Source organism: Deinococcus metalli (genome assembly GCF_014201805.1).
Classification (GTDB): domain Bacteria; phylum Deinococcota; class Deinococci; order Deinococcales; family Deinococcaceae; genus Deinococcus; species Deinococcus metalli.
The window spans coordinates 259,211-272,111 of the sequence record NZ_JACHFK010000006.1; the positions used below are offsets into that span (position 1 = coordinate 259,211).

Annotated in this window: 13 protein-coding genes and 1 tRNA gene; 6 read left to right on the forward strand and 8 right to left on the reverse strand. The window is 70.8% G+C overall.

All coding sequences use genetic code 11. The annotated features are described in order from the left end of the window. The first annotated feature begins 2 nt into the window (after positions 1-2). Positions 3-953 (forward strand): DNA polymerase III subunit delta', encoded by a 951-nt coding sequence (locus HNQ07_RS13605; RefSeq protein WP_184112639.1) that lies wholly within the window; start codon positions 3-5, stop codon positions 951-953. A gap of 8 nt (positions 954-961) precedes the next feature. On the opposite strand, the gene HNQ07_RS13610 is transcribed toward HNQ07_RS13605, so the two are convergent. From HNQ07_RS13610 to HNQ07_RS13620, 3 genes are all read right to left on the reverse strand, one after another. Continuing rightward, entirely contained in the window at positions 962-1,705 is a 744-nt protein-coding gene (locus HNQ07_RS13610) for a segregation/condensation protein A (RefSeq protein WP_373298042.1), read from the reverse strand. Positions 1,706-1,751: 46 nt separating this feature from the next. Continuing rightward, positions 1,752-2,750 (reverse strand): tryptophan--tRNA ligase, encoded by a 999-nt coding sequence (gene trpS, locus HNQ07_RS13615; RefSeq protein ID WP_184112641.1) that lies wholly within the window; start codon positions 2,748-2,750, stop codon positions 1,752-1,754. A gap of 110 nt (positions 2,751-2,860) precedes the next feature. Further along, positions 2,861-4,771, reverse strand: a complete 1,911-nt coding sequence (locus HNQ07_RS13620; protein ID WP_184112643.1) for a peptidylprolyl isomerase — start codon at positions 4,769-4,771, stop codon at positions 2,861-2,863. Between the two features lie 58 nt (positions 4,772-4,829). Between HNQ07_RS13620 and HNQ07_RS13625 the strand changes: the two genes are divergently transcribed. Both HNQ07_RS13625 and HNQ07_RS13630 read left to right on the forward strand, forming a co-directional pair. Beyond that, positions 4,830-4,906 (forward strand) — tRNA-Arg (locus tag HNQ07_RS13625). Between the two features lie 205 nt (positions 4,907-5,111). Further along, complete coding sequence (locus HNQ07_RS13630) at positions 5,112-6,116, forward strand: SIS domain-containing protein (RefSeq protein WP_184112645.1); 1,005 nt, start codon at positions 5,112-5,114, stop codon at positions 6,114-6,116. 52 nt (positions 6,117-6,168) lie between these two features. On the opposite strand, the gene HNQ07_RS13635 is transcribed toward HNQ07_RS13630, so the two are convergent. Next, positions 6,169-6,573: a DoxX family protein gene (locus tag HNQ07_RS13635; protein WP_184112647.1), complete on the reverse strand. Its 405-nt coding sequence runs from the start codon at positions 6,571-6,573 to the stop codon at positions 6,169-6,171. 27 nt (positions 6,574-6,600) lie between these two features. Continuing rightward, entirely contained in the window at positions 6,601-6,819 is a 219-nt protein-coding gene (locus HNQ07_RS13640; protein WP_184112649.1) for a hypothetical protein, read from the reverse strand. A 362-nt stretch (positions 6,820-7,181) separates the two neighbouring features. Here HNQ07_RS13640 and HNQ07_RS13645 point away from each other — a divergent pair, with 362 nt between their 5' ends. Continuing rightward, positions 7,182-9,077 carry a pectate lyase-like domain-containing protein gene (locus HNQ07_RS13645; RefSeq protein ID WP_184112651.1) on the forward strand — a complete coding sequence of 632 codons (1,896 nt, stop codon included), beginning with the start codon at positions 7,182-7,184 and terminating at the stop codon, positions 9,075-9,077. 52 nt (positions 9,078-9,129) lie between these two features. Here HNQ07_RS13645 and HNQ07_RS13650 read toward each other — a convergent pair whose 3' ends face one another. Both HNQ07_RS13650 and dcd read right to left on the reverse strand, forming a co-directional pair. Next, positions 9,130-9,627 (reverse strand): GNAT family N-acetyltransferase, encoded by a 498-nt coding sequence (locus HNQ07_RS13650; protein WP_229831968.1) that lies wholly within the window; start codon positions 9,625-9,627, stop codon positions 9,130-9,132. A gap of 28 nt (positions 9,628-9,655) precedes the next feature. Beyond that, entirely contained in the window at positions 9,656-10,216 is a 561-nt protein-coding gene (gene dcd, locus HNQ07_RS13655) for a dCTP deaminase (protein ID WP_184112653.1), read from the reverse strand. A gap of 39 nt (positions 10,217-10,255) precedes the next feature. On the opposite strand from dcd, the gene HNQ07_RS13660 reads away from it, so the two are divergent. Both HNQ07_RS13660 and HNQ07_RS13665 read left to right on the forward strand, forming a co-directional pair. Beyond that, complete coding sequence (locus tag HNQ07_RS13660) at positions 10,256-10,999, forward strand: metallophosphoesterase family protein (RefSeq protein WP_184112655.1); 744 nt, start codon at positions 10,256-10,258, stop codon at positions 10,997-10,999. Between the two features lie 23 nt (positions 11,000-11,022). Next, a complete protein-coding gene (locus tag HNQ07_RS13665) occupies positions 11,023-12,117 on the forward strand; it encodes a polysaccharide deacetylase family protein (protein WP_229831967.1) in 1,095 nt (364 codons plus the stop codon). A 78-nt stretch (positions 12,118-12,195) separates the two neighbouring features. Here the strand turns inward: HNQ07_RS13665 and HNQ07_RS13670 are convergent, their stop codons facing one another. After that, complete coding sequence (locus tag HNQ07_RS13670) at positions 12,196-12,882, reverse strand: Bax inhibitor-1/YccA family protein (protein ID WP_184112657.1); 687 nt, start codon at positions 12,880-12,882, stop codon at positions 12,196-12,198. Positions 12,883-12,901: the final 19 nt, after the last annotated feature.

The window sequence follows — 12,901 nt, forward strand, 5'->3', positions numbered from 1 at the left end:
CCGTGAGCGGCGGCGTGCCGACCTCGCCGGCCACCCTGCACCCGCAGGTGCTGGAACAGGCCGATGCCTTCCGCGGCAACGCCCTGCTGCTGAGCGGCCCGGCCCGCGTGGGCAAGCTCGCGGTGGCCCGCGCCATCGCCGCTGCGCAGAACTGCACGGGGGCGCGTGGTCCCGGCGGCGAGGCCTGCGGCGCGTGCCCGTCGTGCCGCGCCATGGCGGCCGGCAGCCACCCCGACGTGCTGCTGGTCGAGCCGCGCGCCACCACCGCCACCGGCAAGGCGGCCCGCCGCAAGCTGATTCCCATCGGCGCGGTGCTGGAGGCCCGAGACAAGGCCCACGACTACGAGGTGCACGTCTTCGAATTTCTGGAGGTGCGGCCCACCCACCGCCGCCGCGTGGTGATCGTGAACGGCGCCGAGCACTTGGGAGCCGAGGCGGCGAACGCCCTGCTGAAGCTGGTGGAGGAGCCCCCTCACCGCGCGCTGTTCCTTTTTCTGGCCGAGGACATGCGCGCGGTGCTGCCCACCATCGCCAGCCGCAGCGCCCGCGTGAACGTGTCGCCCGCCAGCGACCGCGCCGTTGAGCGCGCCATGACCGTCGCGGGGCACGCGCCGGACGCCGATCTGGTCGAGTTCGCCGCCGGGCGGGCCGGCGTGCTGGACGACGTGGAGCGCGTGCGCGGCGCCCTTCAGGACGCCCGCGACCTCGGCGCGGCGCTGCCGGAGGGCCTGCTGCCCGCCCTGGAGGCCGCCGAGGCGCTGGAGAAGCGCTTCGATCCCGCGTGGCACCCGGAGGCGCTGCGCTTCACGTGGCGCCACCACCCCGCCCACCAGCGCGCCCGCGCGGACAGCGCCCTCGACGCGCTGCAAGGGGCGCTGGAGGCCTACGCCAGCCCCAGCCTGGCCTTCCAGGTGTTCGCGCTGGCCCTGCGCGACGCCCTGGACCTGGCGTAGACCGGCGGCTAGTCGCCCTCCAGGTGCGAGGCGATCGCGATGTCGCCGTAGACCTCGTCTTGCTGCGCGCGGAAACTGCCCTCCTTGACGCCCTCGAGCAGCGCGGCGAAGTAGGTGGTGCGCTCGCCCCAGTCCTGCGTGGGAACGCCCCGGAACGTGAAGGTCCGCAGCCGCCGCCCGAAGGCCCGCAGCGCGCCCAGCGCGTCCACCAGCGTGAGGCGCTCGCGGGACAGCAGGGGCACCTCCACCTGCCGCACCGCGTTCTGCGCGGCCTTCACGAGTTTCGCCAGGCTGCCCTGCGGGTTGCGGGGCCGCTCGCGGCGCGGCAGGTTCACCGGCACCGGACGCCCCGGCAGCAGGCCCTCGCGTTCGCGGCGCCGGGAGGCCAGAAAGCTCACCAGCGCGTCCAGCTCCGCCAGCGCCTCCACGCCCTCCACGAGTTCCTCCAGCAGTTCGTCGGGTTCGGGAGGCAGGTCGTCGGGTTCGGGCGGCGGCAGCAGCAGCCGCGCCTTGAGGGCGATCACACCGGCCAGGGCGGGCAGCAATTCGGTGTGCGCGCCGTCCGGTCCGCTCACGCCCTGCGCCCACGCCAGCACGTCACGCGTGAGGCGCAGCAGTGGCACCGCGCCGGGCAGCACGCGGCCGGCCCGCAGCGCTCCTGCCAGCTCCGTCAGGCTACCCGTGAAGACCGGCAGCGTGACCGTGAAGGTGGCGGGCAGCGCGCCGGGGGGGACCGGGCCGGGCGCCACCACGCCGGGCAGGGCCTGGAGGGCCGTCACGGGAAGCGGACCCCGCGCGTCACGGCCTCAGGAACCCGACCTTGCTGCGGACTTCCTCCATGACCGGCGCGGCGATGGCCCGCGCTTCCCGCGTGCCCTGCGCCAGCGCGTCGCGTACCGAGTCCAGGTCCGCGCGCAGCGCCTCGCCGCGGGCCTGGATGGGCGAGAGGTGTTCCTCGATGCCGGTCATCAGCAGCTTCTTGCAGTCCACGCAGCCGATGCCGGCGCTGCGGCAGCCGTCGTACACGGTACGCAGCGTCTGGTCGTCGGAGAACAGCTTGTGGTAGTCGCCCACCAGGCACACGTCCGGATCGCCTGGGTCGGTGCGGCGCACGCGGGCCGGGTCTGTGGGGGCCACGCGCAGCTTCGCCCAGATCGAGTCCAGCGGCTCGAACAGGCCGATGGTGCTCTGCTCCCCCTTGCTCTTGCTCATCTTGCCGTGCCCGTCCACGCCGGGAATCCGCAGCGCCTGTTTGTTGTTCACGGCCCGGGGTTCCGGGAAGGTCTCCCCGAAGGTGTGGTTGAACTTGCGGGCGATCTCGCGCGTCAGCTCGATGTGCTGGGTCTGGTCCTCGCCCACCGGCACGGTGTCGGCCTTGTACAGCAGGATGTCGGCGGCCATCAGCACCGGATACATCAGCAGGCCCGCCGGCACACTCTCGAGCTGCCCGGCCTTGTCCTTGTACTGCGTCATGCGTTCCAGTTCACCGACCGGCGTGATGTTGGTGAGCACCCACGACAGTTCCTGGTGCTCCGGCACCTGCGACTGCACGAAGAACGTGACCTGGGCGGGATCGAGGCCCACCGCGAAGTTCGCCACCGCCATGTCCAGCGTCCGCTGCGCGAGCAGCGCCGGGTCGAACGCGTTCGGGTTGGTCAGGGCGTGCAGGTCGACCACGCAGTAGATGGAGTTCTTGCCGTAGTCCTGGCCGAGCTTCACATAGTTCTGCATGGCCCCAAAGTAGTTGCCGATGTGGGGCTCGCCGGTCGGCTGGATTCCTGAAAACACGCGCGACATAACCAGGGGATTGTAGCGGCCCGCTGCGCTCCGCGCCCGCCCGGCGTCACCGTGGGGCCATGGGCGAGGGGCGGCCGCTGTGCGCGGGCCGCCCCTGGAGTTGCGGGTGCCTACTTCGTTTCGGGGGTGCTGGTGGCCGGCGCGCTGCCCGACCCGGGCGTGGCGGGGGTGGCGCTGCCCGGCGTGGCCGCGCCGCTGCCGGTGGCGGGCGTGGTCGTCTTGGGCGTGGCGGCCGCGACGCGCTTGGCCTGCGCGGCCAGCACGTCCTTGAGCTTGTCCACGGGCTTGAGCGTGGCGACCTGCTCGCTCAGGAACTTCTGGCCGGCCTCCTGCTTCTTGCTGGCCAGCACCTGCGTCTCGATCTGCGAGCGCACGGCGCTCAGAGGCTGGGTGGCGGCGGCCTTGAGGTCCGTCACGTACAGCACCGAGTAGCGGTCACCGACCTTCACCACGTCGCTGAGGCTGCCCTCGCCCGCGGTGCGCAGCGTCTTGGCGGTGAACACGGCGGCGTTCAGCTCGGCGCCCAGCTTGCCGTCGCCGGCCGTCACGGCGCCGTGCTCGCTGACGGTGCCGCCGCCCTTGGTGGCCGCGCCGGTGAAGCTGCCGCTGCCGTTCCAGCCACTCTGGAACGCGACCGCCTTGGCCTGGTCCTTGAAGCTCGCCTCGGCCACCGTGCCGCTGGCGGGCGTCTCGAACTGCGACTTGTTCTGGTCGTAGAACGCCTGGATGTCGGCGTCTGTCACCTTCACGTCCCGCGCGCCGTAGGCGGCGAGCCCGGCCGCGACTTCCTGCCGGCTGCCCGCCAGGTCGAGTTTGAGTTTCTGGGCGATGCTGGGCGCGGCGTAGCCCTGGATGAGCTGCTGCACGACCTGCGGCTTGAGGATGCCGTTGACCAGCCCGGCGGCCTGCTCGGCCGGCACCTGCTGCAGCAGCTGCGAGAACTGCTGGTTGTTCACGACCTGCTCCAGCACCTCGGAGTAGGAAATGTCCTGGCCGGCGACGGTGGCGACTGTGGGGTTCTCGACCTTCCAGTTGGGGTCCATGAACTCGATCTTCACGCCCTTTTCCAGGCCCGCGATCCACGTTTCCAGCGCGGCGTTCTTCTTCTCCTCGCTCACGGCCGTCATGGCGTCGGTCTTGGCGTCGGCGTAGGGCTTGGGCGCGGGCGCCAGGTATTTTTCGACCTTGACGATGTAGAACTTCCCGCCGCTGGCGATCACGTCCGTCACGCCGCCCTGCGTGAGGGCGAAGGCGGCCGGGCCGACCTCGGTGGGCAGCGCCACCTGCGCGACCGGCCGGGGCGCGCCGCTCTCGATGGGCCCCAGCGCGCCGCCGCGGTCCTTGAAGTCGGCCGCCGCGTTGTTCTCGCCGGCCAGCTTGGCGAAGTCCGCGCCGCCCTTGACCTGCGCCAGCAGCGCCGCCGCCTTGGCCTTGTCGGTCACGACGATCTGTCGGCCCACAATGCGCGCGTCACTCTGGAAGGCCTGCGGGTTGAGGTCGTAGTACGCCTTGGCCTCGGCGTCGGTGGCGGCCGGCGCGGCCTTCTTCAGGTCGTCCACCTTGCGCTGGTATGCCAGGCTGGCGCGCACCTGCTCGCGGAATGAGGAGTCCGTGAAGCCGCGGCTCTGCAGGGCGTCGGTCCAGGCCTTGTTGTCGGTCAGCTGGTTCTGCTCGCGGATCTTCTTGACGTCGGCGTTCACGTCGTCGCGGCTGACCTTGATGTCCTGGACTGCCTCCGTGATCAGCTTCTCGCGCACCTTGCTCTGCACGATGTAGGTCTTGAAGTCGTCGGCCAGCACGCCGGTGTCCACGCTGCCCAGCACGGCGTTGCTGGTCTTGACCGCTTCGAGTTCCTCGGCGGTGATGGTCTGGCCGTTCACAGTCAGGGCGGGGGTACCGGTCTGCTTGCTGCCGAACAGCGAGCCGCTTTGCAGGGCCGGCGTGAACTGGTAGGCCATGCCGGCCACCAGCAGGATGGCGAGAACGATCAGCAGACCGTTCACGAGTGGTTTTCGCTTCACTTGAACTCCTTTACATCAGGTGCTAGGGTACCAGGGCTCTGCTCAGTCGGAGTCAGCCGCACTCGTAGCTCAGTTGGATAGAGCGTTGGCCTCCGAAGCCAAAGGTCGCTGGTTCGAGCCCAGTCGAGTGCACCATGCACACCACCCATACCCAGCGGCCCCAGGCCCAGTGGCAGGGTGGTGTTCGCTTTGCGCCCGATCTGCGCTGCACCCGGAATTGACACGCGCAGAATTCTAGCACGCAAGGTTAATCGGGCATGAAGCCGGAAATCCCGTTCGCGACGCTGTATTTTCACCCCCAGCACGCCCGCGCGGCCCGGGGGTGCCGTACCCTGGACCCATGACCGCATCCGCCTCGACCCTGATCACCCTGCTCGAAACGCTGGGCGGCAGTTACGCCGGCCCCACCAAGCCCGACAGCGGCCCCCACGGCCTGGTCGGCACCGGCGAGGGCACCTTGGCCGCGCACCTCGCGCAGACGCTGGTGCCCGCCGGCCTCGCCCGCAGCGGCACGCAGTTCGTGCTGGGCAGCCCCGACGCCCGCAGCGCCGCCACCGACTACGCCGACCTCGCGGAGGTCGCGGGGGCCACCGTGCGCCGCGCCAGCACCGGCGGCCTGCCCGGCGAGATCGACGTCCTGATTCCCGGCGGCCCCCTGGCGACCTACCACTTCGCGCAGTACGTCGCGTACGCCAGCGGCCACGCCGACGACGCCCGCGCGGCGGATACCGTGATCTCGGACCTCGCGGCCCGCTGCGCCGCGCACGTGCAGGAGGGCAACCCCGCCCGCGACCTGGCGTGGAGCGTGTGGGGCCGCCAGCCGCTGCTGCTGGCCGCACCCGACGCCGACGCCCTGCCGCACGCGTGGCAGCAGGTCCTGGCCCGTGTGGGCAAGACCCTGGCGATCCCGCTGCTGGGCGATCCTCTCTCGCTCAGCACCGGCGCGTTCGAGGCCCGGCACGAGAAGGGCGACGCGAAGGTGGCGGTGATCCTGGGCGACGCCGACGACACCCTGTTGCTCGCCCGCGAGATCCTGGAAACGCGCATCGACGAGGTGATCCACGTGCCCTACCCGGAGGGCGCGCAGGGATACGCCGGGCACCTGGGCCTGTGGTACTTCGGCGTGTGGGTGGCGGTGTACCTGGCCGAGCGCTACGGCGTGAGCCCCACCGACCTGGACGTGCTGGCCCGCGCGCAGCGGGTGCTGGCAGGTGACGAGAACCGCGACGCCCAGCTGAGCGCGCCGCGCGACGACCTGCGCCGCAGCGGCCCCGCGGCCGGCTGGGATGGAGACGAGCCCGGCTTCGACGTGGACGACCTCGACGACGCGGACGACGAGGACTGAGCGGGCGGCGCAGTCGGGCTGATCACGACTCTCCGGCCGGGCTGCGCTCAGGTCAGCGCTGGGTGCCCGGTCGCCGGCCGGCCCGCCACACGGCCCACATCAGCAGCGGCTGGAGGGGCAGCCGCGCCCACAGCGCCCACGCGGGCAGTCCGAAGCGCTCGGGGTGCTGCGCCATGAAGATATTTGCGGGGAACACCGCGACCAGCAGGGCCAGCAGGCCCCAGCGGGCCGCCGGCCGGGTCGCGGGGTGGAGGAGCCCCACGCCGCCCGCAATCTCGGCGACGCCGCTCATCAGCGTGGCGCTGCGCGCGGCCAGCGGGAGGCCCGGCGGCACGATCCGGTCGAAGATCTCGGGCCGGACCAGATGCGCCGCGCCCGCGACCACGAACAGGGCCGCCAGCACCACCGCCGACCGGGGTAGGGTGGGCGGGAGCAGGCGGCCAGGGGTGGCGCGCATCACGCGGAGTGGATGGACACGCTGGCCTTATTTGCTGGTGGGGACGCTGCGGGCTTCCTCGCGGTCTTGCAACTCCTTGCGGCTGAGGCCGTCCTCGGTGTTGCGCGGCGCCTTCGCCTCGCGGTCGTTGTTGTCCTTGAACGAGGGGTGGTGGCCATCCTCGATGCCGCTCACCTCGGTCTTGGTGCGGTCGTATTCCTGGGGCTGGCTCGTGTGGCCCGAGTTCTTGTCGTCTCTGTCCGGCATGCTCCCACCCTGACAGCCCGCAGGGAGCACTGGATTCCGGTGGGTTGAGGCTCACTTCAGACATGAACGCCGGCTCAAGCGCAGAGGGAGGGCTCTGGCACAGCGCCCGGACCCGCGGGTATAGCGATAAAAGAAAGCGCTTTCACACTCGCGCGGGATGTGTCATACTCTCCTCACCTCAATCCGTCGTGCTCCACCGTCCACCCGCGGACGGCCCCATCTGCCCTGGTCCCGTCCGTTCCCGGACCGTCCGTCGCCGCTGCGGCGCTGTGCCGAAAGGAGGTCACGTTTCCAGGAATCCCGGTCGCCCGTCGTCCGCCTGCCCTGACCGTGCCGCGCCCTGAGCGCTCGAGAGGCTGCCCGTGACCCACATCCCATCCCGCCCGCACCGCCCCGCCCTGTCCGGCGCACTGCTCGCCGCCCTGGGGCTGTTCCTTGCCGCCTGCGGCCAGAACCCGGCCGCCACTGCCGACGTGGCGCTGTCGGCCAGCGCCGCGAAGCCCGGCGCGCAGGACCTAGGCCCGAACGTGCGGGTCTTCGATCCCAGCATGAGCACTGCGCAGATCCGCGCGGTCGTGAAGCAGATCGCCGCGCAGCAGGTGTCCAACCAGTTCGGCCCGGAGCGCTACGCGCTGCTGTTCAAGCCCGGCACCTACGGCTCGGCCGCCGATCCCCTGAACGTCGAAGTGGGCTACGGCACTGAGGTCGCTGGCCTTGGGGCCAGCCCGGACGACGTGACCATCATTGGCTCCGTCTCCGTACACAACCAGTGCGACAACGGGAACTGCATCGCCCTGAATAACTTCTGGCGCTCGCTGTCGAACATGACCATCAACGTCTCGAACGCGAACGGCTGCTATACCGGCGAGTTCTGGGCGGTCTCGCAGGCTGCCCCGATGCGCCGCATGCATGTCATCGGGAACGGCCAGAACATCACCCTGATGGACTACTGCACCGGCCCCTCGTTCGCCAGCGGCGGCTTCATCGCAGACTCCGCGTTCGAGGGTCAGGTCATCAACGGCTCGCAGCAGCAGTTCTACACCCGCAACAGCGTCCTGACGGGCTGGACGAACGGCGTGTGGAACCAGGTGTTCTCCGGCGTGACCGGCGCGCCCGCTCAGGTGTTCCCGGCGACGTCGGCCGGCGGCCCCTACACCACCCTGGACACCACGCCCGTCTCGCGCGAGAAGCCATTCCTGACCGTGGACACCGCGGGCGCGTACCGCGTCTTCGTGCCGGCCACTCGGCGGAACTCGAGCGGCACCACATGGCAGGCTGGTCCGGCGGCCGGGCGCTTCGTGCCGCTGAGCGACTTCTATGTCGCGCGCCCCGGCGACAGCGTGCAGACCATCAACGCGCAGCTCGCTCAGGGCAAGCACCTGCTGCTGACGCCTGGCGCGTACGACACCACGCAGGCCATCCAGGTCAAGCGGCCCGGCACCATCGTGCTGGGGCTGGGGCTGCCGGTCGTCACGCCCCAGAACGGGAACGCCGCGCTGACGGTCGCGGACGTACCCGGCGTGACCGTCGCCGGCGTGATGGTCGATGCCGGCCCCGTGAACTCTCCGGTGCTGCTGCGCGTCGGGACGCAGCGTGCCGTGAACGGACAGGCCCGTGAACACAACTCCTGGAGCGATCCCGCCACCCCCACCCTGATCCAGGACGTGTTCTTCCGCATCGGCGGACCGCACATCGGCAAGGCGACCCTGAGCCTGGAAGTGAACAGCGACCACGTCATCCTCGACGACCTGTGGGCGTGGCGCGCCGACCACGGCGACGGTGTGGGCTGGACCATGAACACCGCCGACCACGGCGTCATCGTGAACGGCGACGACGTGAGCGCCACCGGCCTGTTCGTCGAGCACTACCAGAAGGGCGATGTGATCTGGAACGGCGAGCGTGGCCAGGTGATCTTCTTCCAGAACGAGATGCCCTACGATCCGCCCACGCAGGCCGCGTGGATGTCCGCGCCGAACGTCCGGGGCTACCCGGCGCTGCGGGTCACGGATGGCGTCCGCACCTTCAGTGGAATCGGGATGGGCAGCTACAGCTTCTTCAACCAGGGCGTCGACATCTACGCCGACAACGCCTTCGTGGTGCCGTCCACCCTGGCCGCTGGAAGCCTGCGCGACCTGCTCACGATCTTCCTCGATCCTTCGAACGGCAAGGGCGGCATCCTGAACGTGATCAACGGCACCGGCGGCTCCTCGACGATCGCCAACCCCGATGTGCCCGTCACCGTCGTCAGCTACCCCTGAGCCCACACTGACCTGAGCCGCGTGGCCCCGCCGGACGACGGTGGGGCCACTGTCATTCCGGGGCCATGTACACCCGCACCAGCGGCACGCTCCCGTCCGGATCACGCCAGTCGCCCTCTACCGTGGCGACGTGCTCCCAGCCCGAGCGGTCGTACAGGCGGATGGCCGCGTGGTTCCTGAGGTGCACGTCCAGCACGGCCCGCCGGTTCAGGCGCACGGCCTGGGCCCAGGCTGTGTGGAACAGCGAGCGTGCCAGCCCCACGCCGCGTCCCTCCGGCACTACGAACAGCCGCGACACCACGGCCAGTTCGGTGGCCGGCTGCCCGGTCACCTCTGCCCATGCGGGCAGGACGTCCGGCAGGGCGCGCAGGAGCACGTGCCCCAGCACGTGATCTGCCGGGCCGGCCACCCACGCGCCCAGCGTGCCCGGCGGGTTCAGGAAGGCCGCCGGATCGTCCGGCCACACGGAGGGGTAGGCGTCGCGGTCGTGCACGCGGCGCAGTGCCAGGGCCAGCGCCGGTAGATCTGCAGCGGTGCGGTCGCGGATCACGCTGGGGTTCGGTGGACCGTGTGCCGGGTCAGAGGCGCGGCAGGGTCACGCCGCGCTGGCCCTGGTACTTGCCCTTGCGGTCGCCGTACGTCACCTCGGGCCGCTCGCCCTCGAAGAACAGCAGTTGCACGCAGCCCTCGAAGGCGTACATCTTCGCGGGCAGTGGCGTGGTGTTGCTGAACTCCAGCGTCACGTGCCCCTCCCAGCCGGGCTCCAGCGGCGTCACGTTCGCCACGATGCCGCAGCGCGCGTACGTCGATTTCCCCAGCGCCACGACCATCACGTTGTCGGGAATCCGCATGTACTCGTGGCTGCGCGCCAGCGCGAAGGAGTTCGGCGGAATGATGATCTCGGCGGCCTGGAGGTCCACGAAGGACCGCTCGTCGAAGTGCTTGGGATCGACCACAGCGCTGTTGACGTTCGTGAAGATCTTCCACTCGTCGGCGCAGCGCAGGTCGTAGCCGAAGGAGCTGAGGCCATACGAGATCACCTGGGCGTTCTCGGCGGTGCGGACCAGCCGGTCCTCGAAGGGGTCGATCATGCCCGCGTGGGCCAGCTCCCGGATGCGCCAGTCGGGCAGGATACTCATGACCCGCATGCTACCCGGGAACGCGCTAGCCTGCGCCGCGTGAGGATCGCGGTGATCAGTGACGTGCACGGCAACGCCTTCGCGCTGGACGCGGTGCTGGCCGACATGCGGGCCAGTGCGCCGGACGCCGTGCTGAACCTGGGTGACCAAATCGAGGGCAGCGCCGACCCGGCCCGCGCCGCCGCCCTGCAGGCGGGTCTGGGCGCGGTGGAGGTGCGCGGCAACAACGAGGAGAAGCTGTGGCCCGGCGGGCGGCGGAGCACCCTGTCGGTGCAGATCGGCGCGTGGCTGGAGACCCAGGTGCCCGCCGAGACGCTGGCCCACCTGTCGGCGCTGCCGCTCACCGCGCGCGTGGGCGGCGTGCTCGCGTGCCACGGCACGCCGGACAGCGCGTGGGACAGCCTGCTGTGGGTGTGGGAATGGAACGCGGACGGCGTGAGCGGGTATTACCGCTCGCGCGATCCGCTGGAGCTGCGGGCGGACGTCGAAGCCCTGACCGCCGAGGTGGTCGTGTGCGGCCACACCCACCGGCCGGGCTCGACGCGGGTGGGCGACACGCTGGTCGTGAACGCGGGCGCGGTGAGCGATCAGGTGGACGGCGATCCCCGCGCCCGCTGGACGCTGCTGGACGCGCGGGGCGGGCGCTGGACGGCGGACTTCCGCACGGTCGCCTACGACATCGACGCGGCCGTGCGGTGGGCGTCCGTACACTCGCCGTTCGGGGCCTTCGAGGACGCGCTGCTGCGCTCGGGCCGCTTCGACGGGCGCGGGGCCGCCCCCTGACGGGAACGCACTACGCTGGGTCCATGCGACGATGGCTCTTCGGTCTTGGCCTGGCCCTCCTGGCCCACGCGGGCGCCCAGGATCTCCACGGATGCGGCGGCCAGCCCGGGCTGCCGGGCGGCGTCCGGGACGGCGTGTACCGGGGCACGCTGGGCGGCCGCCCGGTGGCCCTCCAGATCCGCCACGCGGACGTCGACGGCAGCGCGTACTACTACGAGCGGATCGGCCTGGACATCCCGCTCACCGCGTTCCGGCAGGGCACGGCCCTGATCCTGCAGGAGGAAGTCCGCAAGAGCCAGGGGGACGACGCGGTGGTGACCGGCTGCTTCACGCTGCGGCCCACGGCGGCCGGGCTGGGCGGCACGTGGCGCGCGCCGGGCAGCACCAAGACGCTGGCCGTGACCCTCCGGGCCGTGAACGTCGGCGCCCTGCCAATGAACCTGCCGGACACGGCCGCCGCCGCTACGCTGCGGCGCGACGATCCTCTGACCTTCCTGAAGCTGAACCGTCTGTGGGTGCGGGCTGCCGATGGGCGCAGCGTAACCGAACCCGCGTCGCAGCTGGTGTACCCGCGCGTGCCCGGCGCCAGCGCGGCCCTGAACACCGCGCTGCAGGACCGCCAGCTGCGGCTGGCCGCCGACGCCCTGGACTGCCGCTCACAGCTGGCGCAGGACATGCAGCGCGACCCCGGCAATGGGTACGAACTGGGCGCGAAGCTCACGTTCCAGGGCGCGCGGCTCGTCAGCGTGCGCGAGGACGTGTACTACTACTGCGGCGGCGCCCACCCCGACACCTACACGCAGGGCGTGATCCTCGACCGGGCGAGTGGCCGTGAGGTGAAGGTCGCGCAGCTGTGGCCCGGACTGACCGGCGCGAAACAGGAAGCGCTGTATCTGGCTCACCCCGCCCCGGACCTCGATCCAGCGTGCCGTGACGTGCTGCGGGAGGGCGGCCTGGAGTTCACCGCGCACCTGAGCCCGGCCGGCGTGAACCTCACGCCCACCAGCCTGCCGCACGTGGTGGCCGCGTGCGCCGAGACCACAGTGATTTCGTACGCGGAGATCGGGAATCTGGCGGACACGCGTTCGCCGTACATCGGCGATCTGTACAAGCGCTGACGCGGCACACGGATTGAGTCACCCGACATGAAGAACGCCCCGGACGAGATGCCGGGGCGCTGCTCTGGTGCGTTGGCGTCAGCGGCGGGCACCGCCGAACAGGCGCAGGAGGAAGAGGAACATGTTCACGAAATCGAGGTACAGGGCCAGCGCGCCGTTGATGGCGGCCCGCTCGGCCATCTCGCCGCTCACACCGCTCAGGGCGAGCTTGCGGAGCATCTGGGTGTCGTACACGGTCAGGCCCGCGAACAGCAGCACGCCCACGACCGAGATGCCCAGGGTCAGGGCGCTGCTGGCCACGAACAGGTTCACGATCATGGCGATGACCAGGCCGATCACGGCGAACATGAAGAAGCGGCCCATGGAACTCAGGTCACGCTTGATGGTGTAGCCGGCCACGCTCATCGCGCCGAAGGTGAGGGCCGAGGTGGCGAACGCGGCCGTCACGGCGCTGCGGTCGTACGCGAGCAGGATCGAGCTGAAGGTCAGGCCGGTCAGGGCGGCGTAGCCGATGAACAGCGCGCCCGCGACGGTGCTGCTCAGGCGCTGCGCGAACATACTCAGCACGAACACCAGCGCGAGCTGCGCCAGCATCAGCGGCAGCCGCAGCTGAAACACCTGGTACGCCAGCGCCTCGTTCGAGGCGGTCAGCCACGCGATGCCCGCGGTCAGCGCGAGGCCGGCGGCCATCCAGGAGTACGTGCGGGCCATGAACGTGCGGACAAGGTCGGCCGACCGGGCGGACGTGGAGGGAAAGGTCTGCATACGCCTACAGTACGGTTTC